Below are 24719 nucleotides of genomic sequence, written 5' to 3' on the forward strand. Positions count from 1 at the left end.
ATATGATGCAGGGAGAAACTTCAGAAACGGGAAAGATCGTCACCTTTGGTGAGGTTCTGATGCGTTTATCTCCCTCAGATAACCGAAAGCTGTTACAGGCGAATCATCTGGATTTCTTCTTTGGTGGAACCGAAATGAACGTAGCTGCGTCACTTGCACATATGGGCGTGGAGGTGGAGCATGTAACTAATGTTTCCAATGATATCGTGGGGGAGGCCGCAGTGGCCACGCTTCGCAAGTACGGGATCGGAATATCGGCTGTCAAAAAGGTGAATTTTCCCCTGGGTTTATATTTTCTGGAAGTGGGCTCAGCCATGCGCTCGAGCCAGGTTGCCTACAACAGGCTTAACAGCTCCTTTGCGAATATAGATCCGCAGCAGGTAGATTGGGAAAAGATCCTGGAGAAATGCAGCCTTTTACATTGGAGCGGGATCTCTCCCGGGGTTTCTGAAGGCGCTTATGAAACCCTTAAGGCGGGACTGGAAAGGGCCGGTCAGAAAGGGGTGATGGTCACTGCCGATCCTGCTTACAGAAGTAACCTCTGGAAGTACGGCAGGAGCAGCAGGGAGATATTGAGTGGGCTTATCGCCCTTTCGACCATCTTCATTGGTGGAGTCAATGAGATCAATGAGCTTTTGGAAACAGAATATACTTCAGATGAAGCAGGTTTTATTGCAGCCAGTAAAGCCTTGCTTAAAAAATTTCCGAAGATCACTAAGGTATTTGACAAGGTGAGAACGAGCGTGGATGCATCATGGCAAAAGGTTTATGGCCGGGCATGGAATGGCAATGCTTTTCTTTCTACCTCTCAACTTGAGATCACCAGCGTGGTAGACCGAATAGGTACAGGTGATGCTTTTGCGGCAGGGCTGCTGTACGGGCTGCAGCATTTTAACGAGCAGGAGGCACTTAACTTTGCAAATGCGGCCTGCGCCTTAAAGCATACGCACATGGGAGATGTGAACTTAGTAAGTGTTGAAGAGATACAGGAAGTTGCGCAGGGCAAAACAGATGGAAGAATCAAAAGATAATGGAATTGTTTAAGAACAGAAATAAAATTAGAAGATGAAACAAAACAGATGGAAGAAATATTTCTTTGGAAGTGCTTCTCTTCTACTGCTGCTTACGGTCGTAGGCTGCCAGGAAATTATAAGTGACACAAAAGTCATCAAACTGGGGCATGGTCTTGATACCTCACATCCGGTTCACAAGGCCATGGTCTATATGAAGGAGCGACTCCATGAGAAATCTGGCGGCTCCATGTCCATAGATATTTACCCTAATCAACAACTGGGTTCTGAAAGAGAGTCGCTCGAGCTGTTACAAATAGGAAGCCTGGGAATGACAAAAGTGTCTACCGGAGTTTTGGAAAATTTTGTTCCAAAGCTACGGGTATTCGGTCTCCCGTTCCTATTCCGGGACAGGGAGCATAGATTTTCTGCACTGGAAGGTGAAATAGGGGAAGCCCTGCTTGATGACGGTCTTGATAAACGTCTTAAAGGTCTTACTTTCTACGATGCTGGGAGCAGGAGTTTTTATACAAAAACTCCCATTGAAACTCCCGAAGATCTTCAGGGTTTGAAACTGCGGGTTATGGAGAGTAATACTGCCATCAATATGGTGAAGCAGCTGGGAGGTTCTCCCACTCCAATTTCATGGGGCGAACTCTATACCGCTCTTCAACAGGGAATAGTCGATGGGGCCGAAAATAATCTGCCTAGCTTCTACCTATCCCGGCACTATGAAGTTTGCAAGTACTATCTCGTAGATGAGCATACAGCCCTACCAGATATTCTCCTTATTAGCACCCTAATATGGGATGAACTTTCTGAACAGGAAAGAAAGTGGTTAAAAGAAGCAGCCCGCGAATCATCTGAATTTGAAAAAGTGATCTGGAGGGAAGCAGAACTTGAGGCTCTTGAAGCCATTCAGGAGGCAGGAGTGACAGTGACTTATCCAGATAAGGACAAGTTTCGGGAAAAGGTCACTGCCATGTATGACGAATTTTCGGAGGATCCGGAAATGAAGAAATTAATCGACGCTATTCAATCCACCAAATAGAATGAAACTAATTATAGACAAGATTCTCGGGATCTTTCTCGTCTTTTTGATGAGCCTTATGGTTTTTGCGGTGACCTGGCAGGTATTCTCCAGGTATGCACTGCAATCTTCAAGTTCCTTTACAGAAGAAGTAGCGCGATATCTTTTGATCTGGATAGGCCTTTTAGGCGCGGCATATATATCTGGCCAAAGGCAGCATCTTTCCATTGATATTCTGGGTCCAAAGCTCAAAGAAAGCAATAGGATCAAGTTGAGAAGTGCAATTAATGTACTTATTATTGGCTTCAGTTTTTTCGTGCTTATTATTGGAGGCAGCAACCTGGTATATGTGAATTATCTTCTGGGCCAGACTTCTGCTGCGCTTAATATCCCGCTGGGAACTATTTATCTGGCCCTCCCAATTAGTGGAGCGCTGGTGATCGTATATAAAATCATTGAATTGCTCAACCCTAAAAAGTATCTGGTATGATTGTGGAAATTTTAATACTTGTTGTTTCTTTCCTGATCCTACTCAGTATCGGAGTTCCGGTAGCCTGGTCTATTGGGATCTCCTGTGTGCTTACACTCCTGGCTTCTCTTGATTCTATGGCTGCTTTTACTACAGTAGCGCAAAGAATGGCCACGGGGCTTGACAGTTTTTCCCTGCTCGCCATTCCCTTTTTTATTCTGGCAGGTCAGATCATGAACCAGGGCGGGATTGCAACGCGGCTCATAAATTTTGCTAAATCCCTTATAGGAGGATTGCCGGGAGGCTTGATCTACGTCAATGTCATTGCAGCCATGCTCTTCGGGGCGATTTCAGGTTCGGCAGTTGCAGCGGCTTCAGCCATTGGCGGAATTTTAGGTCCGCGAATGGAAGAAGAGAATTATTCCAAGGAATTTGGAGCGGCCATCAATGTTACAGCCTCTACTACAGGATTGGTGATACCACCTTCCAATGTGTTGATCGTTTATTCCCTGGCGAGTGGAGGAGTTTCAATTGCAGCTCTTTTTCTCGCGGGATACATTCCGGGGATCCTTATGGGGCTCGCACTTATGCTTACCGCAGCCTTCTGGATCAAAAAGAAAAAATATCCTGCGGGAGAAAAAAGCAGTTTGAAAACTGTCGCCTGGTCATTCCTGGACGCTTTACCAAGTTTGTTTTTACTTGTAGTGGTCATTGGCGGAATAGTTTCAGGAATTTTTACTGCGACAGAGGCTTCAGCGATTGCCGTTCTGTACACCTTTGTACTCGCCTTGATCTACAAGGAGCTCTCCAGGAAAAAGCTTTACCACATATTTTTAAGTTCTGTAGGTACCACAGCGATCGTCATGCTGTTGATCGCTACCTCCATGAGCATGTCATGGGTAATGTCTTTTGAGAATATTCCGCAGTCGGTTAGTGAAGTATTACTGGGATTAAGTGATAATAAGTTTGTGATTTTGCTAATTATCAACCTGCTGTTGCTCTTTGTAGGAACTTTTATGGACATGACTCCCGCTATCCTCATTTTTACTCCCATTTTCCTCCCTGTGATGCAAAGTCTGGGAGTTGATCCAGTGCATTTTGGGATCATCATGGTAATGAACCTGTGCGTGGGTCTTTGTACTCCTCCGGTAGGATCGGTGTTATTTATTGGAGTAAGTGTTGCAAAAACTACTATTCAGAAAGTGATAAAACCTCTACTGCCTTTGTACGTGGTAATGGCCATTGTTTTACTGCTGGTCACTTTTATCCCGGAGATCAGCACATGGCTGCCTTCGCTCTTTGAATAGATTATAATTGAATAAAAAGAATGATTATGGAAAGATTAAACAGGAAAAATAGTGGCTTTCAGGAAAAGTTGCCAATAAAGATACTTCAGTTTGGAGAGGGAAATTTTTTACGTGCCTTTGTCGATTTTTTAATAGATAAATTGAATACAGAGGCCGACTTCAATGCAGGTGTTGCCGTTGTACAACCTATAGATGCAGGTCTTGTTGATATGTTGAACGAACAGGATGGTCTTTACAACCTGTTTATGAGAGGCGTTAAGAACGGAAAGGAAATTCAGGAGAAAAGGACGATAAGCTGTATTCAGAAAGCTATCAATCCTTATCGCAACTATGATGATTACCTGGAGCTGGCTACAGAAGAACAGCTGGAATTTCTCATTTCTAACACCACAGAAGCCGGAATTGCCTTTGATGAATTGGACAGGCTTGAAAAGCTGCCACATAACAGTTTTCCGGCCAAGGTGACTGCTTTGCTTTGGAAGAGGTACCAGCACTTTAATGGCGCGGAAGATAAGGGATTAAGCATAATTCCTTGTGAGCTCATTAATTATAATGCCGACAATCTCAAAAAGATCATTCTGCAATATGTGGAACTCTGGAACCTGGATAGCGGCTTTAAAACCTGGATCGAGCAGCACAACAGCTTCCATAACACTTTGGTCGACAGAATCGTTCCGGGATACCCACGAGCTGAAATTGACGCATATCAAAGTCAGTTACAGTTTGAAGATAAGCTCATCGTTACTGCCGAAGTTTTTCTGCTTTGGGTGATTGAAGGCGGGGAAGATCTGAAGGCAAAACTACCTTTTGACAAGATCGATGAGAACGTACTTATAGTCGATGATATCCAGCCATATCGCACCCGTAAGGTAAGGATCCTCAACGGTGCACATACCACAATGGTACCTTTTGCACTTTTAAGCGGAAAGGAAACCGTCAAAGAAACTGTAGATGATGCTTTCACCGGAAAGTTTGTCAAAAATGCCATTTTTGAAGAGATCAATCCCACCCTTGATCTTGCTGAAGAAGAACTTGATTCTTTTGCGGCTGAAGTGCTGGACCGCTTCAGAAATCCTTTTATAAAACATCAGCTGGCGAGCATTGCACTTAATTCGGTTTCTAAGTTCAAGGTAAGGGTGTTGCCCAGCTTGCTTGAATTTCAGGAAAGAAGATCAGAATTGCCTGTACGCCTGACTTTTGCTTTTGCATGCTTGATAAGATTCTATAAAGGAGAATGGCAGGGCAGGCAATTACCAGTTCAGGATGATGTCCAGATCACAGAATTCTTTAAAGAAACCTGGACACTGGGAACTGCAGAGGCAGTTGTGGAAAAGGTGCTTTCCAGGAGAGAATACTGGGACCAGGATCTCACTACCGTACCAGAATTGAAAGACCAATTGATCATTGCTCTCGAGGAGCTTGAAGACAAGGGCGTAGAAGAAGGGTTTCGTTCCTTTCAGGAAAAAATTAATGTGAAAAGCTAAGAAGAATGGAGACGAAAATAATTAAAGTTCATCCCGAAGATAATGTTGCTGTGGCGCTGGCCGATCTATGGAAAGGTGAAAACCTGTCCCTTGGAGATTTAAACCTGGAAGTACTAACAGATGTTGCTGCAAAGCATAAAATAAGTCTGGTGGACCTCAAGGAGGGAGACAGGATCTATATGTACGGAGTGCTGGTGGGAACTGCAACTCAGCTTATAAGAAAAGGAGAAGTTTTAACTGTTAATAACGTAAAGCATCAGGCTGCCCAGGCTCATAAAAAAACAGAAACTACAGGATGGAATGCCCCCGATGTTTCCAAATGGAAGCACAGGACCTTTAATGGGTACCATCGACCAGATGGTCAGGTTGGCACCAAAAATGTCTGGTTGTTCTTTCCGCTGGTGTTTTGTGAGAACAGGAATATCGAATTGCTAAAGGAGGTTTTTGAGAAGGAACTTTCTTTCAGGAAGCCTTCAAAGGAGCAACTTTTACTGCGCCGCCTTATCCAGGGAGAAGATAGCACCTCAGCCGTTTCTGTTGAAGAAGAGGAGAACGAGATCTTTGATAATATTGAAGTTAAATTTATCACCCATCAGGGAGGTTGCGGTGGTATAAGACAGGATTCTGCTTCGCTGGCAAGGCTTTTGGCGGGTTACGTCAATAATCCCAATGTGGCTGGGGCCACTGTGCTGAGCCTGGGCTGCCAGAATCTTCAGATAGATATCTTTAAAAAGGCACTGGAGAGAATAAATTTCAACACAGCAAAGCCGGTTTTACTTTTTGAACAGCAACAACTGGGTACCGTAGATGAAATGATGAGTAAGATCATTAGTGAATCTTACGCGGCTATAAGGGAAGCGAATGAGATTCGTCGAAAACCGGCATCTATTTCAAAAATCAAACTCGGCCTTGAATGCGGAGGGTCTGATGGTTTTTCCGGAATTTCTGCAAACCCGGCATTAGGATATGCGTCAGATTTGCTTTCGGCAGTTGGAGGTTCTCCTATTCTTTCTGAATTTCCGGAGCTGTGCGGCATTGAACAGGAATTGATCAATCGCTGTGTGAACGACGAGCTGGCCGAAAGGTTCCTCGAGTTGACCCGAGCTTTTGAAAAGTCGGCCATTGATGCAGGATCTGGTTTTGACATGAATCCATCGCCTGGAAACATTAAGGATGGACTAATTACTGATGCCATGAAATCGGCTGGAGCGGCTAAAAAAGGAGGAACATCCCCAATTCAGGATGTGCTGGATTACGGAGATTATGTCACCAAACCCGGATTAAACCTGCTTTGTACTCCCGGCAATGACGTGGAAAGTACTACGGCAATGGTAGGGGCAGGAGCTAATGTGGTTGTTTTCACTACAGGTTTAGGTACTCCAACTGGAAATCCTGTTGCCCCTGTTATTAAGGTTTCTTCCAATACTATCCTGGCGCGGCGTATGCCCGACATTATCGACATTGACGCCGGCGGAGTGATCAAAGCTGAGAAAACCATCGAGGAGATGGGAGAAGAGATCCTGGAGTTCATCATTAAAGTGGCTGATGGAGAAATTATCACCAAAGCTGAAGCGCTAAATCAGGACGATTTTATACCGTGGAAAAGAGGGGTGTCGTTATAGACACCCTTTGTTTTTACATGAGAATTATTCCCCTGCTACCTTAAGAAGGCTGCGATCTGAGGAATTTCTAACCATGAGCTCGGGAGATAAGACCACCTTCTTTTCAATGGTTAGTTTCTCTGTACTGTCTACCTGCTCGAGAAAGACCTGGGCTGCAATTTTGCCCATTCTAAGAGGCGTTTGGTCTACAGAACTTATTGGCATTTCCATGTACTTCGTAAAAGGTTCATTACTAAAGCCCGAAATGCAGAAATCTTCGGGGATCCTCACGCCCATTTTACGCAGTTCCTGTATCGCACCCAAAGCGGTATAATCACTGGCCGAAAATACTCCGTCTGGTTTCTCTTTAAGCTCCCACATCTTTCTTGCTGCTGCAGCGCCAGATTCAATACTACTCAGCGTTCTAAAAACGTAGTCTGGATTGGGCTTAAAACCATGTTCCTTAAGAGCACTAAGGTATCCTTCATGCCTGTTCTTGTAGATCTCCAGGTTAAGATCTCCTGCAAAATGAGCAATGCGCCTGCATCCCTGGGAAATAAGATGGCTCGTTGCCATATATCCCGCTTTAAAGTCATCTATAACTACCGAACTCACTCCCGGTACATCCATTTTTCTGTCAAAAAAGACCAGACATTTTCCCTCTTTTAAAACCTTTTTAAAATGTTCTGTATTGTTGGTCGATTTTGAGATGGACATAAAGATCCCGTCCACCTGCGTGTTGAGCAGCGTATTGATCTGTTCGATCTCCGTTTCCATTTGTTCATGCGTCTGGCAAATGATCACGTGGTACCCATGAGGTCCCAGTTCTTCTTCTATCCCGCGAATAATGGAGGAGAAAAAATTTCGGTTGATATAAGGAACTATGACTCCCACGTTCTTGCTTTTTCCGCTTTTCAAAGCCTGGGCAAGTCTGTTTTGCTTATAGTTCATTTCTTTTGCTGCGGCAAAGACCAATTCCCTAGTTTTTATACTGATCTTCGGATTATTGTTGAGCGCCCTTGAAACTGTAGCGGCACTTATATTCAGCTTTTTTGAAATATCATAGATGGTAACCTTACCGTTTTCTTTCATGAGAAATGATTGGGATTATGCAACAAGTTGCATAACAAAGATATCAAAAAATTGTCTTTAGGCGAGGCAAAATATTAACATCCTATGATTTATATCAGCATAATCCGGGAATATTCATAAAACCTAAGACAGAATTAAATTGTAATTCAAAAATAATTAGGCTCAGAGGCTTGGTGAAACCGGAAAAAATCTGTTAATTTAGTGCAATCGATTACATGTACCAGACGTTATAACAACAAATAAAATCCTTTATAGAATGAAAGTCAGTTTAAAATTTGCCTGTGGATTCCTAATGTGCCTGTTGGTCCTATCCTGCAAAAATCAGAGTGAACCGGTTGCTTCCGAAGAAACCGCAACAGATCTCAGTTTTGATGATCCGTGGAAGCAGGCAGATGAGATCGTAAAGAATATCAAGATCCCCCAATTTAGGGACGAGGTTTTCAATATTATGGATTATGGTGCAACTGCCAGCGCTACGACCAGTAGTTCTGCAGCGTTTAAAGCTGCTATAGATGCATGTGCCAATGCCGGAGGAGGGAAAGTTCTTGTTCCTAAGGGAGTATATCTAACCGGACCCATTCACTTAAAAAGTAATGTCAATTTGCACCTCGAGGAGGAAGCCGAAGTGAGATTTTCAACGAATACCAGCGATTATCTGCCTGTGGTGCATACTTCTTATGAAGGCATGGAATTCATGAACTACTCCCCTCTTATCTACGCCTATCAGCAAAAGAACATTGCAGTCACCGGAAAGGGCACCTTTAATGGTCAGGCTGGAAATGACAGCTGGTGGCCCTGGAGTGGAAAAGAGGAATATGGCTATAAGGAGGGAGACGTAAGGCAGCATGATGATGCCAATCTGCCTAGACTTAGTGAAATGGTTGAAAAGGGAACTCCGGTGGAGGAAAGAGTTTTTGGGGAAGGACATCAGTTTCGACCTACTTTCTTTGAACCTTTTGAGTGTGAGAATGTTTTGATAGAAGGCGTGACCTTTAGAAACGCACCGTTTTGGGTAATGCACCCCATAAAATCAAACAACGTAACGGTTAAGGATGTGAGCGTAATAAGCCACGGTCCAAATAACGATGGCTGTAACCCCGAGTACAGCAAAAATGTTCATATTACAGGCTGTCTTTTTGATACGGGAGATGACTGTATTGCCATTAAATCTGGCCGTGATAATGACGGCCGAAGAGTTGGAATTAGCAGTGAAAATATTGTAGTGGAGAATTGCACCATGAAAGATGGTCACGGCGGTGTTGTAATGGGTAGTGAGATCTCTGGTGGCGTAAGAAATGTATATGTGCGAAATAATACCATGAACAGTCCTAACCTTGATCGTGCCATAAGGATCAAAACCAACACGAGGAGAGGTGGTACCATAGAAAACATCTTTGTGAAAGACCTTAAGGTTGGGCAGGTGAAGGAAGCAGTTTTGAAGATCAATACCCATTATGCAATTTATGGAAATCAGGAAGGGGAATTTATGCCGGTGATCCGCAATATTTTTCTAGAGAATGTTGAGGTTGAAAACGGCGGAGAATACGGCATCCTCATAAGAGGAAGAGAAGAATCGCCAGTGACAAACGTCAAGCTGAAGAACGTTACTATTAAAAATGCTGAAGTACCGCTTAAAGTTGAGCACTGCGAGCCTATCGTGTTCGAAAATACAGTGATCAATGGGAAAAAGTATTAATCTCTGATCTGAATTCATGCGCATTTTTTCCCCCGAAAGAAAATTCCTGGTATTGCTGTACCTTCTTGCAACGTCTTGTGGCCCGACCCCGCAGGACGTTGAAATTTGGAGCCTCGACAACACACAGGAAATAGGGGGAAATGCACTTGAGGTCGTTGGAAATCCTGAAGTCGCTCCTGGAAATGACTATCTCGTATTTGACGGGGAGCAGGATGGTTTGTTGATCGATGCAAATCCTGTTGCTGAAATGCAAGCCTTTACAATAGAAGTGGATTTTATGCCAGGTGAGGGTTTTCCGGAGCAAAGGGAACAACGATTTCTTCATATTCAGGATCCTGAAGATGAGAGCAGACGAATCCTGCTTGAACTTCGCCTCAACGACAAGCAGGAGTGGTATGGGGACTGGTTCATAAGATCTGAAGACGAAAGCCTTACCTTAATGGATTCTACCAAAACTCATCCTGTTAATGAATGGTACACCATGAGCCTGGTGTACAGGAACGGCAAAGTTCGGGGGCTGGTGAACGGGAAAGAAGAAGTTTCCGGAGATTTCAAGTACCTGCCCATTAATGGAAACGCAAAAACTTCAGTGGGAACGCGAATGGACAGGCGGTCGTGGTTCAAAGGCGCGATAAGGGAAATCCGCTTTAAGCCACTCGCTAACTCAGAATAGTACAAGGTCGAGTTATAAATACCAGAACATACTTTGGCAAAAAGTAAAAATATGACCCTTCAAAAATGCCTTTTTTCGGCCCTCTTATTTTTCAGCTTTCTTCCGGCATTACTGGCACAGAAAAAGGAAGTGAAGCCTTATACTATTGAAACCACTTTTGAAAAGCTGAAAAAGGATTATCCTTTCATTTCCCCTGTTGCACTGGAATCTTTCAACCAGATCGAAACCCGGGAAGATCTTATCTATAAAACAACTGCTGAAAAAGACCTGACTGCAGATGTTTATCTTCCGAGATCTGAAAAAGGAGAGAGATTTCCGGCTGTGCTGCTTATCCATGGAGGCGGGTGGCTCACCGGAAGTAAGGAGAACCTTCAGCCCCTGGCACAGCAATTAGCTGTAAATGGCTATGTTGCGATTACAGCTTCTTATCGCCTGGGAACTGAGGCCGTCTATCCTGCCGGCGTGCTGGACCTAAAGGATGCTGTAAAATGGATGAAAGAAAATGCGGCAGATTTCCATATAGATCCAGAGAAAATTGCAGTTCTCGGCGCTTCAGCAGGAGGGCATCTTGCAACGCTGGTAGGAGTCACTTCTAATTCGGAGATCTATACCTCCCAAAAATCAGATTTTTCAGATGAAGTTCAGGCTATTGTAAACATTGATGGCATTGTTTCCTTTGTTCATCCCGACGCTGAAGAAGGCTGGATGGCCGCAACCTGGCTTGGGAGCACAAAAGCCGAAGGTCCTGAGACCTGGAAAGAGGCTTCCCCGCTGGAATATGTAGATGAGCAAAGCCCTCCTAGCTTATTCATTAATAGCTCTTATCCCCGGTTTCATGCGGGGCGGGATGAAATGACCAGTCTCCTCAACAAGCATCACATTTACCACGAGGTACATACCCTTGAGAAAACGCCTCACGCGTTCTGGCTTGTTCACCCCTGGTTTAAAGAAACAGTCCGGCTCACCACAAATTTCCTGGACAGGATCTTTAAAAATTCTTCTTCCGCAAGGAAGAAGTACAGGGAGATCCTGGTGTCGCAAAAGGGAGATGGAGATTTCACAAGCATTCAGGAGGCGATAGATTCCACTCGTGATCTTGGACCCGGAGAAGTAGTGATCAAAATAAAGGCAGGTGTTTACAACGAGAAACTGGAGATCCCCTCATGGAAACATCAGCTGACTCTTATTGGCGAAGACAGGAAAAGAACGATCATTCGTAACGACGATTTTTCGGGGAAGATTGATCCCCAAAATAAGAAAAAACATTCCACATTTACTTCTTACACAGTTCTGGTAAGAGGAAATGACATTAAGCTGGAAAATCTTACAATCCAGAACACCAGCTGTGGCGAGGGACAGGCCGTGGCTTTACATGTGGAAGGCGATCGGTTTGTCATTAAAAATGCCGATATTCTGGGGTACCAGGACACGCTTTACACCGCAACCGAAGGGAGCAGGCAATTATATCTCAACTGTTTTATTGAAGGCACTACCGATTTTATTTTTGGGGAAGCCACCGCAGTTTTCAAGAACTGTACAATTAAAAGTTTGAAAGATTCCTTTATTACCGCTGCAGCAACACCACAAAATCAGGAGTTTGGATATGTATTTCTGGATTGCAATTTTATTGCGGCCAAAGGAGTTGACGAGGTTTATCTTGGGAGGCCATGGCGACCCTATGCAAAGACTGTTTTGATCAATTCGCAACTTGGCCCGCATATACTTCCGGAAGGCTGGGACCCATGGACTGGAGATAAGATGTTTCCGAATAAGCAACGCACGGCCTATTATGCCGAGTACAACAGTAGTGGACCTGGAGCTTCGCCTGAAACACGGGCTGCATGGACACATCAATTATCAAAGGAAGAAGCTGAAAGATTTAATCTCAAGCATATCTTCAGCAGCAAGAAGGATTGGTACTGGGCAGCAAATGAGATGGGCGACCAGAGTTCCAGCAACTTCTGAAGCCTTGACGAAAAAAGGAACTTAAGATAAATAACCGGGCTTCGTCGCCCAAAAAATATTAGTTTTCAAAAAATGAAAAATCTGATGCTGTTCTTTATGATCTGTTGTTCTATCGCTATAAAGGCCCAGGAAAAACCGACCATTTTTCTCATTGGCGACTCAACGATGTCCAATAAGAAGGATCCCGATAAAAACCCTGAACATGGCTGGGGGCAGGTGCTTCCGGAACTGATGTCTTCTCAGCTAAAAATTGAAAATCATGCTGTGAATGGACGCAGCAGCAGGAGTTTCATTTCCGAAGGAAAATGGGAGGCTGTAAAGAGGGAGTTAAAACCCGGAGATTTCGTGTTCATTCAGTTTGGACATAATGACCAGAAAGTTAATGACCCTGCGAGGTACACCAATCCTTTCACGCAATATAGAAGAAACCTGGAGGAGTTTGTACAAGAAACCCGTGCCAAGGGAGCTACTCCTGTACTTTTCACTTCTATTGTTCGGCGTAACTTCAATGAGGACGGGGTGCTGATAGATACACATGGGCAGTATCCACTGGTGGTAAAAATGGTGGCCAATGACCTTGATGTGCCATTTATTGATCTTCAGTTAAAGACCGAACAACTGGAGATCTCCTATGGCCCTCAGGAATCGAAACAGCTGCATCTTCACCTGGAGCCGGGGGAAGATCCGTACGAACCTAAGGGTGTAAGCGATGACACTCATCTTTCGAAAAAAGGTGCTATTCTCGTTGCGAGTCTGGCCCTTCAGGAAATCGCGAAGAAGGAGCTCGGGTTAAAGGAATTTATTGATCCTGAAATTCTTTCCCAGGAGATCATCATACAGGTTCCGGTTGGAGCGGTAGAATATTCAGAAAAAGTTCCGTGGAGAAAAGCTCTGCTACAGGAAGAAGAATGGTATAAGACTAAGGAAGCACAGCGAATTGCCGATAATGTGTTGCTTTACCAGCACACAAACGGTGGCTGGTATAAGAATATTGACATGGCCAATGAGCTAAGCCCAAAGGAGAAGGAAGAATTGCAAAAAGCCAGTGCCGAAGATCTTGGGACTACCATTGATAACGGCGCTACTCATACCCAGTTAAAATATCTGGCAAAAGTCTATACCGCTACCGGAAAAGAGGTGTATAAAAAGGCATTTTTGAAGGGTATTGATTTTCTGCTCGAGGCACAATACAGCAATGGAGGCTGGCCACAGTTTTACCCAATTCGCAAAGGATATTACGAGCATATCACCTACAACGACGGTGCTATGATAGGAGTGATGCGTTTACTGCGAGCCATTGCAAAAAATGAGGCACCGTACACTTTTGTAGATAACGTCCTGCAGAAAAAAGCAAGGCAGGCAGTAGATAAAGGCCTCGAAATCATCCTGGCTACCCAGGTGAAAGTAGATGGCAAACTCACTGCCTGGGGTGCACAGCACGATAAGGAGACTCTACAGCCGGCAAAAGCCCGGGCTTATGAACTACCATCTTTAAGCGGAAAAGAAAGTGCAGAGATACTAAAATATCTAATGGAACTGGAAGATCCTTCCGAAGAAGTGAAGAAGGCTGTGCGAAGTGCTGCACGATGGTTTGAAGAGGCGAAAGTGATGGGGAAAAAGGTAAAGTGGTTCAAAGATCCAAATCTTCCCGAAGGTCGTGATCGGGTATTGATTGAAGATCCCGAAGGCGGACCTTTATGGGGGCGATTTACCGAGATAGGGACCAACAGGCCAATGTTCATTGGGCGTGACGGTATTATTAAATATAAGCTGCACGAAATAGAACATGAACGCCGAACCAACTATAGCTATATCGATAATTATGCAGAAGATCTTCTCAAGGAAGATTATCCCCGGTGGGAGAAAAAATATAGCCCTCAAAAATGACAAAAAGAAAGCATTTTTTTAAGGAAGCTGAAAATGGATGGGAACCAGCCGGAGAAGGAATTTCACGGCAAATCACTGGTTACAATCCGCAGCTAATGATCGTAAAAGTAAAATTCGAAAAAGGCGCAGTGGGTGATGTTCATGATCATTTGCACTCCCAGGGCACTGTTGTGGCTTCAGGAAAGTTCAGGATCACTATTGACGGAATTTCTGAAGTTCTTGAATCAGGTGATGCATTCTTTGTTCCACCTCGTGCCAAACACGGCGCTGAATGCCTCGAAAAAGGAATATTAATAGACAGCTTTAGTCCCGTACGGGAAGACTTTTTAAAGTAAAAATATGAAAAGAATTATTCTACTGTGGGCGATATTGATAGGATTCAGCGCCCAGGCTCAGCTCAGCGAAAGTGAGAGAAAGGCGGCGATTCAGGAGATCGTGGACAGGATACAGGTTCCGGTAATTCCTGAGTATAGCGTTTCATTAACCGAGTTTGGAGGGAAAGGCGATTCTGTATCAGACAATAGAAAAGCTTTTGAAAAAGGCATGCAGGCCCTGAAGAAAAAGAATGGCGGTACTCTCGTCGTTCCACGGGGAGTGTACACAGTAAATGGTCCCATTCATTTTGTGAGCAGCGTGAATCTTCATTTGGAGGAAGGAGCCAAAATAAGATTTGGATCCAATCCTGAAGATTACCCGCTGGTCCTCACGAGTTGGGAAGGAACCATGCTGTATAATTACAGTCCGCTTATCTATGGCTACGGACTTTCAAATGTGGCGATCACCGGGAAAGGAACTATAGATGGAGAAGGGGGAGGAGCCTGGGCCGCATGGAAACAGCTCGAGGATAAGGATAAACAGGTTAGTCGGGATATGAACCATCAGGGTGTGCCTTTGAAGCAAAGGAAATTCGGAAAAGGTCATTATCTGCGGCCGCAAATGATCCAGTTTTTTGAAACGGAGAACATTCTTTTAGAAGACATTACCATAGAAGATGCTCCCTTCTGGTGTGTACACCTGCTTAAATCCCGAAGCGCGACCGTACGTCGCCTGAAATTTGACGCTCATAATTTCAATAATGATGGGATCGATGCCGAATATGCCAGTGATATTCTCATTGAGGAGGTGAAATTTGACAATGGCGATGATAATATCGCCATTAAGGCAGGAAGAGATAATGAAGGTCGCGCCAATGCCGCTACGCCTTCAGAGAATATAGTAATACGGAATAACCTGCTCAAAGGGCTGCATGGAGTGGTAATTGGCAGTGAAATGTCGGCAGGAGTTCAAAACGTGTATGTTGAGAACAACCAGGCCTGGGGTTACCTCAAACGGGGAATTTACTTCAAGACCAATCCTGACAGGGGCGGGTACATTAGAAATATTCACATCAACAATATTGCACTTCAAACAGTAGAAGACTGTTTTTACATCACAGCAAATTACCATGGCGAAGGTGAAGGCTTCAATTCGAAGATCTCAGATGTTTTTATCACCAATGTGAGCTGTGAAGAAGCTACAGGGACTGCCGTGGTGATACAGGGATTTGAGGAAAGCAAGGTAGAGAACGTAAAGCTAACCAATGTAAAGGTGAACAAGACCAGGAACGCAACTTCCATAACCAACACCAAAAATGTCATTTTTGACGAGGTAATCATAGGCGAAGAAGCCACGGTACCTACTTCGGTTTCAGGTAAGGAATAGGAAAGACTTGACATTTAGTACCGGAACAATCTAAAATTCCCGTGCTTTCAGCTTTGACAGGGAAAGAAATGGTCTTAACTTTAAATGAACAAATTTAAAACTATGGTCTTCGAACAAAGCTGGAGGTGGTACGGGCCTCATGACCCGGTAAATTTACAGGCGATAAAGCAGGCTGGAGCAAACGGGATTGTCACTGCTTTACATCACATTCCCGTGGGTGAGGTTTGGAGCATGGAGGAAATTGAAAAAAGAAAGGCACTGCTGGCTCAAAGCAATGAAAAGGATGCATTCCCATTACATTGGAATGTGGTGGAGAGCCTTCCGGTACATGAACACATAAAACAGGGAAAAGAGGACAGGGACGCGCTTATCGAAAATTATAAGCAAAGTCTGCGGCATCTTGCTGCCTGTGGGATTACCCGGGTTTGCTATAATTTCATGCCGGTACTCGACTGGCTCCGCACCAATGTGCACTATAAGTTGGCAGATGGAAGTACGGCCCTGCTTCATGATCTTGAAGATCTTATCATCTTTGATCTGTTCATTCTGAAAAGAGCGCATGCTGAAGCCGATTATGATGCTGAATTGGTTGCAAAAGCGAAAGAAAGATATCCCAGAATGCCCGAAAAAGAGCTGGCAAGGCTGGAGGAAAGTCTGCTTATGGCCCTTCCGGGAGATAAAAAAGGCTTTACTCTGAAAAAACTGCGGAAGGGGCTACAGGATTACAACAGAATTTCAGCTGAACAATTGCGTGAAAATCTGGTTTACTTCCTGAAAGAGGTCGTCCCTGTTGCCGAGGAGGTGGGAGTGAATCTTGCCATTCACCCAGATGATCCGCCATGGCCGGTACTGGGGCTGCCGCGGGTAGTAAGCACAGCGGCCGATCTTGATCATCTTTTTGAAAAAGTTCCGTCCACAGCCAATGGTCTTACATTTTGCAGCGGAAGTTTTGGAGCTTCAGAAGAGAATGACCTGCCCGGAATTATCAGAAAATATTATGATAGGATACATTTTGTCCATCTAAGATCTGTACAAAGGGAAGGGAACTCGAGGTTCTATGAAGCCAATCATTTGGAAGGAAGTGCGGAAATGTACAAACTGGTACGCACTTTTTATGAGTGTCAAAAAGGGCAAAAAGCTGCGCCAATTCCCATGCGACCAGATCACGGGCATCAAATGCTAGATGACCTGGAGAAGACAACCTATCCAGGATATTCCGCAATTGGGAGATTAAGGGGGCTTGCAGAATTGCGCGGCCTTGAAATGGGAATAGTACATTCCCTTTAAAAAACATCAGGAGGAATGAATAATTTAAGAGATAAGACAGCGGTAGTAACGGGAGGAAACGGAGTTTTAGGAGGTGCAATAGCCATGGGCCTGGCTGCCGAGGGCGTGAAAGTGGGGATCCTGGGAAGAAGCCAGGATACTGTGGACTCCCGAGTAAAGGAAATAGAAGAGAAAGGTGGAAGAGCAATTTCCCTGGTGGCCGATGTTCTTGACAGAGAACAATTAGTGGCCGCAAAAGAAAAAATTGAATCCGTCTTTGGAAAGGTGGATATTCTGGTAAATGCTGCCGGTGGGAATCAACCGGGAGCAACCATTACACCCAATCAGAGTTTTTTCGACCTGGATCTTGATGCGCTCGAACAGGTGAATCAATTGAATTATAAAGGAACTGTACTGCCATCTTTGGTCTTTGCAAAAGGCATGGTGGAGCAGAAGAAAGGGAGCATTATTAATATCTCTTCTCTTGCTGCCAGTAAAGCCCTTACGCGGGTGATGGGATACTCGGCAGCAAAGTCGGCAGTAGATAATTTTACCCGGTGGCTTGCTGTAGAGCTGGCGCAGAAATACGGAGACGGTATCCGGGTAAACGCCATTGCTCCTGGCTTTTTCATTGGAGACCAGAACCGGGATCTGTTATTGAATGACGATGATTCTCTTACCTCCCGGGGTGAGACCATTGTAAAACAAACTCCAATGAAGCGGTTTGGGAAACCAGAAGAACTGCAGGGTGCAGCTATCTGGCTTGCAGGAGATGCATCTTCCTTTGTGACAGGAACAGTCATCGCCGTAGATGGTGGTTTTGGTGCATTTAGCGGAGTTTAATACTTGATTATGAAAGAAATCGGAAAATATTCATTTGGAGTTGGGGATAGATTTGGAAAAGAAGGTACTGCACAGTTACAGGCAGTCCTGGAGGTGTGGAAAGCAGGGGGAGAAGTGACGCCGGTTTGGAACAAATCTCACCGGGAGCATTCCACTGTTGGAACAAAACCTCGCAGTCTCAGGGATGAAGCAGATGAGGCAGTGAAAGACCTGCATTTCGACAATCCGTATTTTGTAGATGCAGATCATATCAATTTCAATACAGTAGATCCCTTTATTCCGGTTAGCGATTTCTTTACCATAGATGTGGCCGAATTTATTGGTAAGCCCGCTCCCACACAGGAGGAAGAGCGATTCCTTTCCTTTTTTAAACGGTATTCCGGCGAATTGAAGATCCCTGGAATTGCTCATAAATTTCAGATCTCCCGGACTCATCTAAGGGAGATGCTCGATACTTTTTTACTAGCAGCTAAAAATGCGGGGGAAGTATATTCCTATATCAGGAAAAACAGGGAGAAGAATTTCCATGTTGAGGTTTCTATGGATGAAGTGGAAGAAGCCCAATCTCCCGCAGAACTCTTTTTCATTCTTTCTGCATTAGCTTTTTACAAAGTTCCGGTTAATACTATTGCCCCGAAATTTACAGGACGATTCAACAAAGGAGTGGATTATGAAGGAGATATCGATAAATTTTCAAAAGAATTCGAGGAAGATCTACTGGTGTTAAAATATGCCATAAGGGAATTTGATCTCCCGGCAAATCTAAAGCTGAGCGTACACACTGGGAGTGACAAATTTTCTCTTTATCCCGTGATTAATTCGCTTATTAAAAAACACGATGCTGGTTTGCATCTTAAAACGGCGGGAACAACCTGGCTGGAAGAGTTGCTGGGACTTGCAGAAAGCGAGGGAGAAGGATTTACCTTTTGTACAGCTCTTTATAACGAGGCCCTGGAGCGTTACGAGGAACTCACCCGTGATTATGCTTCGGTTCTCTCCATTGATCAAAAAATATTACCAGCACCAGATTCCTTTAGATCTGGAGCCAGCTTTGCTGCTGCGCTGCGACATGAGCAGGAGTCTTCAGAATACAACCCACATTTTAGGCAGCTTCTGCATTGCGCCTATAAAATAGCGGCAGAAAAAGAAGCAAACTTTTTTCCCCTTTTAGAGAGGTATAGAGAAAGGATAGCTGCAAACGTAACAGACAATCTCTTTAGAAAACATCTCAAGCCGCTATTCCTTTAGAGGATCATTTTTTCCTTTTTTTCAGATTTACTACTGCAGAATTCTTTCCTGTCAAAAGGTTTTAGTTTTATTAATAATTTAGCTGTAAAAGCTTAAGGTTTAGTGAAATAACCTCCAATTAACATTTTTAGGTTCTAAAAATGATATCTTCATATGTAAACCAAAAAAAGAGAGAATATGAAACGGAAAAACATTTATTTGACAGCACTAATGGTTCTGTTGACTTTCATGAGCGGTTCCCTTATGGCCCAGACTGAGAAGGAAAACAAAAAAGAAACCAAAGAAGAAATTGTCGATGTAGATGAGAGGGAAGCACTTAAAAATGATGCTCAAAAAGCCCTGGACAATTTCAAATCCAAAGATGCCGAACTTCAGAATCATCTTGATTCGGCTGCAGGTTATGCCATCTTTCCAAATGTTGGAAAAGGGGCGTGGATCTTAGGTGGCGCTGCAGGTAACGGAATTGTATATGAAAATGGTCAGGTTGTAGGATATACCGAGCTAAGACAGATCGATATTGGATTCCAGATTGGCGGACAAGCCTTTAGTGAACTTATAATTTTTAAAGATCAGGCTGCACTTGATAATTTCAAGCAAGGTAACTTCGAATTCGAAGGAAGTGCATCTGCAGTGATCTGGGATAAAGGTAAAGGCAAAGCCATTCAGTTTGAAGATGGAGTGGGTGTTGCTTTGATGCCTAAAGCTGGATTGATGGCAGGTATTTCTGTAGGCGGTCAGGAATTTGATTTCCGTGCCGTTCAGGAATAAGCTCCAAAAATGACATTTTAGAAGCCGGATCTTTTGATCCGGTTTTTTTTATGTTCTTTTTTTGCTGACTACAATTACAGAGTACTGCAAGTTGCAATTATGCACCCTGTCCCATCTGCTGCATGAGTCCGCCGTCCATCACATAGGTGGATCCGGTGACGTAGTCGGAATCAGATGAGGCGAGAAAAACTGCAACCTTAGCGATCTCTTCGGGGCGCCCTGCCCGCTTCATTGGAATATGCTGTACCTGTTCCTCCCTGGCACTCTTATCATCTATAGCTTCCTGATTCATGGGCGTAAGGATCATTCCCGGAGCAATATTATTGACATTGATCCCTTCTTCGGCCAGTTCAAGAGCAAGTACGCGGGTAAAGTTTCGCACCGCACCTTTAGATGCACAATATTCTGCCGTTCCCGCTGCAGGGATCTCCTCGTGTACCGAGCTCACATTAATGATCTTTCCTTTTTGTTTCGCCTTGCGCAGTTCTTTTATGAATCTTCGGGTACAGAAAAATGTGCCGTAAAGGTTAGTTTTGATTGCTCTGTCCCAGTTTTCTGTGGGCATTTCGGCTACTTTGATGCCCTGTCCGTTAATTGCAGCGTTGTTCATGAGAATATCGAGCCTCCCAAATGCCTGCAGGCTGCGGTCAAACATTTCTTCCACCTCCTTTTCTTCGGAAATATCTACCTGGATCACAATTCCTTTTCTGCCTTCTGCTTTTATCTTCTGAAGCGTTTCCTGTGCTCCTTCTTCGTCTGAATGGTAGGTGACCACCACATCTGCCCCTTCTTTTGCAAACGCTATTGCCGATGCCTGTCCTATTCCGGAATCAGATCCAGTGATCAATGCAACTTTTCCCTCGAGCTTCTTCATTATTACCGTTTTGTGCATATTAAACTACTGACTAATGCCCTGAAAATGAGTTAACAAAAAGATAATTTCAGCAGGTATTCAAAATTAATATTTAAAATTCAGCATTACGCTAATCCTGTTCCCATCCCCGCCGTGATAAAGGCCAATGTTCCCTGTTAGTGCAAGGCCTGCACTTATCCAAACCGAGCCTCCATAGTTGCTGTGCCATTGATCTGAATTTTCTTCAGGAAGCCAAACTCTTCCGTAGTCAAAGCCGGCAGTAACACCGTAAACGAAGGGCAGGAAGTTATTTTCCCAAAGGCCTAAAGCAGTTCTCAGATCGGTGCTGTGGTAAAAGGCCTGTTTTCCATTGAACCTGTGATTCCTGTATCCTCTAAGGCTTCTGTTGCCGCCCAGGGTTGCGGCATGATAGATCTCATAATTGTCTCCAAAGATGGCCTCCCCGCCAATCTTGGTTGCAAAAACAGCATAACCACTGGGAATAAGTGGGTAGTTGAGGGAAATGTAAGGTTCTACGTAGCCAAATTCATTACCGGCGCCATCGATGCTTTTCTTGTATCCAGCGGTAACGCCCAGATCTGAGCCAAGACTTGGAAAAGCCTTTCGGTTCTTACTATAGAACCTATAGCTGCTCTCGGCCCCGGCATATAATTGGGTGTCAAAAATGTCATTTTCGGGAGGAAATACTTCAGCTAAAAAATTGTCGGTCTCATATTCAACCTTAAATGATTCTATAAGAACTCTAAAATCGAATCCACTTCCCCCTTCATTGCGCCAGATAAGAGCAGGTGAAAAATTCCATTTTTGGATCTTGAGGCGGTTATATTTTTTGTCTACTGCATCGGGAAAATATGGTGCTTCACTGCCACTTCCGAAGTAATTGAGGGTATAATTGGGGCTTGTGTAGCGCGCCGTAAGACCAAAATTCCAGTTATAGAAAAGATGAGCGAATTCTCCCTGATATCTAATGGAGAACCCGTTGGTGTCGAAATAATAATTTGCAAGCAGTTCATGCTGGGCCGAAAAGGGATTATTGACGAGGCCATATTTTGTCCAAACCGTTTTAGCACCCAGTGTAAAGCCGGCGTCTGTTTCAAAATTGACGTAAGGCAACACCTTAAAGGTGCTGTATTTGAATTTCTTGTAATAAAAATTATTGATCTCGTAAGAATCTACCAGCAACTTTCGGGCAGCCGGCTGCAGGATCTCATTTTCGGAACTTTTGAAGTCATATAATTTGACGTCTCTCTTGTTTTCAAAATTGTAGGTATCTGTACCCGGACCGCCTAAGATTCGAAGCAGTACATGATCATCGCCAGGTCCTGTCACAGTGAAGGTGTCGTCGCCAGCCATCCCATAGATCCATACCTCATTTGTTGTTTTAGAATCGTAATGATATCGCGCAATTTCCTTCCCGTCTACAGCTTTAATGATCTCAGTCTTTCCATTCGCCTTTCGTTCAAACGTAAAGGTTTCATCTTCATCTGTGCCTGTGAGGATGGTGAATTGTTGCAGATGCTTAAAATAATCGGCAGCTATTTTCTGAAGATTTTCCCGGCGGCCTTTCAATTTCTGTTTGATCTCTTCTATGCTCTGGTCCTGTGCTTCCTGTGGTAATTCGGCAAAGGCAGATGCTATTACTTCGTCTGTAATGGTTTTCTGAATAAAAGCTGCCTGTTCCTGCCATTGTTCCCAGCTGCTGCCAGAAAGAAACTGCAGGTCCAGGGAATATCCCGACCAGTTGAACCAGGCGACATCATCAATGTCTTCATCGAAGGTCTGCATCTTTCTCAACCGAGGTTCAGCAAACTTGAGGAGCCTTATAAGTGGACCATCGTACCGGGAGAATGACTGGTCCCTGTCGCGGGGAATGGGTACGTATTTTTTCTTGCCATCCTCTTCATATTCTGCCCAGCGCCAGTTATCCTGGTGCCGGTCCCAATCGCCAATGAGCATATCAAAAAGACGGGCTTTGATATATTCCTCTTGTACTACTTCGGCCTGCGGATCTTCCCGTAGTTCCTCCAGCAGGTCGAAGGTGCTAATGATCTCCTGTGGGTTCTCAAATTGAGCAAAAGATTTGTTTTCACTGCCGGCATGTGCCTGTAACTCATAAAGTTCATCCCCGTATTCATCATTGTGAATTCCCAGTCCCGGCTGCCGCGGCACATAATAGATCTCAGGTTTAATGTGCGGGAGGTCAAGTGCTTCAGAAAAATTGTCCAAAGCGAATTTTGCATAAGGATGGGACGTAGTGAAATAATCTAGTACCAGCCTTTCGGGAAAGGTGTTGTTGATTCTGTCACCTATATAAGAAGTAGGAAGAAGATCTGCCTGAATATAATTGCCAGGACTTTTGCGCAGCGCCCTTAGGGTAAATTCATGATCATCTTCATTGATGAACCTTATGGAGCGCGATTGCTGTCCTCCACCTTCTTTTATGGGTTTTAGACCGCCGTAGATGGTGTCCAGTAATAACACAGGCACTTCAATTTTTTGGTCATAAACATCCCTGTAATGCTTTCCCCAGAGGAACCTGAAGATGCCGCTCTTTTCTGTTTCTTCTGAAGTGTAGATGGATGCAGCGTAGGTATCGCCTAGATCCTTCCATTCTTTTCCTTCGAGATCGATCCTGGTATGCTGCTCTCCCGGAATAATGGTGTGAAAAATTGAGGCTGTAGATTCCCTGTTCACCTTAAAAAAATGCAGGTCGGAATTGCCATTTTTGAATACCCTAAGTTTTGCGAAGCCTGGCTCTTCAGAAGCAAAATGCTCATCCTTTAAAGCCTTTGCCGAAGCAGTTTCTCCTGCGGTAGCACTAATCACCTGCGGATTACGCTCGTTAGTAAGGAATTGAAGATTTGCATGATTTCCAGAGACAAAGATGACATCATCAAACTGGCTCGCGAGCGTTTCAATCGTCTTTCTTAACTCTGTATACACTGGGTTTTCAAAGTTCTGTCTGGAAAAAGGGAAAACCCGGGAGAAGAAACCGGGTGTTGATGAGCTCATAACCGGATGGTGCATGACGAGGATCTTTACCTTCCCAAAATTGTCTTTAAGAGCATCTTTTATTTCTATGAAAAATCGTTCTTTAGTCCTGATGTCGCATTCCACATTGAACTCGCTGTTTTGATCCCAGTCTTCAAGATACCATTGTGAATCTATGGTGATAAGGGCTACATTGTCATTGATCTCGATGTCTTCAACAGGGCAGCCATCATCGGGTAAGAACTGGCCGTTGCTGCGATCCTGTAAAAAGCTTTCCAGATCATCAAGGCTTTGAGGGGCAGATTTGTTCCATTCATTTTCACCTGGAGTATAAATAATATTCCCATTAAAATCGCTGAGCGGAACCAATAATTCCTTCTGAAGAAAATTCTCTATTTCCTCTCTTTTGGAGTCTTTATGAAGATAGCCATTTTCGGGCGTTATATTTCCCGGAAGCAGGAGCGTTGCCGTGGAGTCATGTTTTGAGGCAGCCACAATGCTCTTTAGGATGGCCGAAGTATTTTTATGAGCTCCAGAGCCTGTATTTGAGATGATGTAAAAAGTGTGAGCTATGCCTGTGGTATCTGATTTTTTTTCCTGGGCATGCAGCGGGAGAAAGGAAAAAAGTGTCAGAAAGAGGAGTGAAATAAAGAGCCGGGGAAAAAGGTTAGGGCATAAATTTCCGTTGGTCATATAAATTTTGAATTTATTTTTTGAGCTGGTCGTAGCTAACTGCCACGCCAAATGTTCCAATTTCAGAAAAAATGCTCTGATCTGGCCTGTCTTTAACCAGTTTATAACACTTTAAGGAAAA

19 protein-coding genes are annotated in these 24719 nt (G+C 44.1%); 16 read left to right on the top strand and 3 right to left on the bottom strand.

Annotation, left to right across the window (positions count from 1 at the left end; all coding sequences use genetic code 11):
* The first annotated feature begins 2 nt into the window (after positions 1–2).
* Genes HC175_RS04190 through HC175_RS04215 form a run of 6 tightly spaced genes read left to right on the top strand, consistent with a single transcriptional unit; the run spans position 3 to position 6922 of the window.
* A complete protein-coding gene (locus tag HC175_RS04190) occupies positions 3–1031 on the top strand; it encodes a sugar kinase (RefSeq protein WP_235942516.1) in 1029 nt (342 codons plus the stop codon).
* A 34-nt stretch (positions 1032–1065) separates the two neighbouring features.
* Positions 1066–2061 carry a TRAP transporter substrate-binding protein gene (locus HC175_RS04195; protein WP_168137263.1) on the top strand — a complete coding sequence of 332 codons (996 nt, stop codon included), beginning with the start codon at positions 1066–1068 and terminating at the stop codon, positions 2059–2061.
* A 1-nt stretch (position 2062) separates the two neighbouring features.
* The gene (locus HC175_RS04200; RefSeq protein WP_168137264.1) at positions 2063–2530 is read left to right on the top strand and encodes a TRAP transporter small permease; all 468 of its coding nucleotides are present in this window, start codon (positions 2063–2065) and stop codon (positions 2528–2530) included.
* Positions 2527–3816: a TRAP transporter large permease gene (locus HC175_RS04205; protein WP_168137265.1), complete on the top strand. Its 1290-nt coding sequence runs from the start codon at positions 2527–2529 to the stop codon at positions 3814–3816. Before HC175_RS04200 ends, HC175_RS04205 begins: the two co-directional genes overlap by 4 nt.
* Positions 3817–3842: 26 nt before the next feature.
* Entirely contained in the window at positions 3843–5300 is a 1458-nt protein-coding gene (locus HC175_RS04210; protein ID WP_168137266.1) for a tagaturonate reductase, read from the top strand.
* A gap of 5 nt (positions 5301–5305) precedes the next feature.
* Positions 5306–6922, top strand: a complete 1617-nt coding sequence (locus HC175_RS04215) for a UxaA family hydrolase (protein ID WP_168137267.1) — start codon at positions 5306–5308, stop codon at positions 6920–6922.
* Between the two features lie 24 nt (positions 6923–6946).
* On the opposite strand, the gene HC175_RS04220 is transcribed toward HC175_RS04215, so the two are convergent.
* Complete coding sequence (locus tag HC175_RS04220) at positions 6947–7993, bottom strand: LacI family DNA-binding transcriptional regulator (protein WP_168137268.1); 1047 nt, start codon at positions 7991–7993, stop codon at positions 6947–6949.
* 256 nt (positions 7994–8249) lie between these two features.
* On the opposite strand from HC175_RS04220, the gene HC175_RS04225 reads away from it, so the two are divergent.
* The 10 genes from HC175_RS04225 (at position 8250) to HC175_RS04270 (ending at position 20040) form a co-directional block, all read left to right on the top strand.
* On the top strand, positions 8250–9689 hold the full coding sequence (locus HC175_RS04225; protein ID WP_168137269.1) for a glycoside hydrolase family 28 protein: 1440 nt from the start codon (positions 8250–8252) through the stop codon (positions 9687–9689).
* A 16-nt stretch (positions 9690–9705) separates the two neighbouring features.
* On the top strand, positions 9706–10362 hold the full coding sequence (locus HC175_RS04230; protein WP_168137270.1) for a LamG domain-containing protein: 657 nt from the start codon (positions 9706–9708) through the stop codon (positions 10360–10362).
* 51 nt (positions 10363–10413) lie between these two features.
* Entirely contained in the window at positions 10414–12327 is a 1914-nt protein-coding gene (locus HC175_RS24115; protein ID WP_168137271.1) for a pectinesterase family protein, read from the top strand.
* A gap of 72 nt (positions 12328–12399) precedes the next feature.
* Positions 12400–14214 carry a pectate lyase gene (gene pelA / locus HC175_RS24680; RefSeq protein ID WP_168137272.1) on the top strand — a complete coding sequence of 605 codons (1815 nt, stop codon included), beginning with the start codon at positions 12400–12402 and terminating at the stop codon, positions 14212–14214.
* On the top strand, positions 14211–14549 hold the full coding sequence (locus tag HC175_RS04245) for a cupin domain-containing protein (RefSeq protein WP_168137273.1): 339 nt from the start codon (positions 14211–14213) through the stop codon (positions 14547–14549). The genes pelA and HC175_RS04245 overlap by 4 nt, the downstream gene beginning before the upstream one ends.
* A gap of 4 nt (positions 14550–14553) precedes the next feature.
* Positions 14554–15915, top strand: coding sequence for a glycoside hydrolase family 28 protein (locus tag HC175_RS04250; RefSeq protein WP_168137274.1), 1362 nt, complete (start codon positions 14554–14556; stop codon positions 15913–15915).
* Between the two features lie 84 nt (positions 15916–15999).
* Positions 16000–17202: a mannonate dehydratase gene (gene uxuA / locus HC175_RS04255; RefSeq protein ID WP_235942517.1), complete on the top strand. Its 1203-nt coding sequence runs from the start codon at positions 16000–16002 to the stop codon at positions 17200–17202.
* 15 nt (positions 17203–17217) lie between these two features.
* Positions 17218–18024, top strand: a complete 807-nt coding sequence (locus HC175_RS04260) for an SDR family oxidoreductase (protein ID WP_168137275.1) — start codon at positions 17218–17220, stop codon at positions 18022–18024.
* Positions 18025–18033: 9 nt separating this feature from the next.
* Positions 18034–19272, top strand: coding sequence for a tagaturonate epimerase family protein (locus HC175_RS04265; RefSeq protein ID WP_168137276.1), 1239 nt, complete (start codon positions 18034–18036; stop codon positions 19270–19272).
* Positions 19273–19449: 177 nt separating this feature from the next.
* Positions 19450–20040 (top strand): lipid-binding SYLF domain-containing protein, encoded by a 591-nt coding sequence (locus tag HC175_RS04270; RefSeq protein WP_168137277.1) that lies wholly within the window; start codon positions 19450–19452, stop codon positions 20038–20040.
* 97 nt (positions 20041–20137) lie between these two features.
* On the opposite strand, the gene HC175_RS04275 is transcribed toward HC175_RS04270, so the two are convergent.
* Positions 20138–20914 (bottom strand): SDR family NAD(P)-dependent oxidoreductase, encoded by a 777-nt coding sequence (locus HC175_RS04275; RefSeq protein ID WP_209309925.1) that lies wholly within the window; start codon positions 20912–20914, stop codon positions 20138–20140.
* Between the two features lie 84 nt (positions 20915–20998).
* The gene (locus HC175_RS04280) at positions 20999–24598 is read right to left on the bottom strand and encodes a metallophosphatase (RefSeq protein WP_168137278.1); all 3600 of its coding nucleotides are present in this window, start codon (positions 24596–24598) and stop codon (positions 20999–21001) included.
* Positions 24599–24719 lie beyond the last annotated feature (121 nt).

The organism is Salinimicrobium oceani, from assembly GCF_012037645.1.

Coding starts and splice junctions, on each gene's coding strand:
- HC175_RS04215 (WP_168137267.1), top strand. CDS start 5,306: ATGGAGACGAAAATAATTAAAGTTCATCCCGAAGATAATGTTGCTGTG.
- HC175_RS04230 (WP_168137270.1), top strand. CDS start 9,706: ATGCGCATTTTTTCCCCCGAAAGAAAATTCCTGGTATTGCTGTACCTT.
- HC175_RS04245 (WP_168137273.1), top strand. CDS start 14,211: ATGACAAAAAGAAAGCATTTTTTTAAGGAAGCTGAAAATGGATGGGAA.
- HC175_RS04195 (WP_168137263.1), top strand. CDS start 1,066: ATGAAACAAAACAGATGGAAGAAATATTTCTTTGGAAGTGCTTCTCTT.
- pelA (WP_168137272.1), top strand. CDS start 12,400: ATGAAAAATCTGATGCTGTTCTTTATGATCTGTTGTTCTATCGCTATA.
- HC175_RS04280 (WP_168137278.1), bottom strand. CDS start 24,598: ATGACCAACGGAAATTTATGCCCTAACCTTTTTCCCCGGCTCTTTATT.
- HC175_RS24115 (WP_168137271.1), top strand. CDS start 10,414: ATGACCCTTCAAAAATGCCTTTTTTCGGCCCTCTTATTTTTCAGCTTT.
- HC175_RS04200 (WP_168137264.1), top strand. CDS start 2,063: ATGAAACTAATTATAGACAAGATTCTCGGGATCTTTCTCGTCTTTTTG.
- HC175_RS04270 (WP_168137277.1), top strand. CDS start 19,450: ATGAAACGGAAAAACATTTATTTGACAGCACTAATGGTTCTGTTGACT.
- HC175_RS04275 (WP_209309925.1), bottom strand. CDS start 20,914: ATGAAGAAGCTCGAGGGAAAAGTTGCATTGATCACTGGATCTGATTCC.
- HC175_RS04225 (WP_168137269.1), top strand. CDS start 8,250: ATGAAAGTCAGTTTAAAATTTGCCTGTGGATTCCTAATGTGCCTGTTG.
- HC175_RS04210 (WP_168137266.1), top strand. CDS start 3,843: ATGGAAAGATTAAACAGGAAAAATAGTGGCTTTCAGGAAAAGTTGCCA.
- HC175_RS04260 (WP_168137275.1), top strand. CDS start 17,218: ATGAATAATTTAAGAGATAAGACAGCGGTAGTAACGGGAGGAAACGGA.
- HC175_RS04250 (WP_168137274.1), top strand. CDS start 14,554: ATGAAAAGAATTATTCTACTGTGGGCGATATTGATAGGATTCAGCGCC.
- HC175_RS04265 (WP_168137276.1), top strand. CDS start 18,034: ATGAAAGAAATCGGAAAATATTCATTTGGAGTTGGGGATAGATTTGGA.
- HC175_RS04205 (WP_168137265.1), top strand. CDS start 2,527: ATGATTGTGGAAATTTTAATACTTGTTGTTTCTTTCCTGATCCTACTC.
- uxuA (WP_235942517.1), top strand. CDS start 16,000: ATGAACAAATTTAAAACTATGGTCTTCGAACAAAGCTGGAGGTGGTAC.
- HC175_RS04190 (WP_235942516.1), top strand. CDS start 3: ATGATGCAGGGAGAAACTTCAGAAACGGGAAAGATCGTCACCTTTGGT.
- HC175_RS04220 (WP_168137268.1), bottom strand. CDS start 7,993: ATGAAAGAAAACGGTAAGGTTACCATCTATGATATTTCAAAAAAGCTG.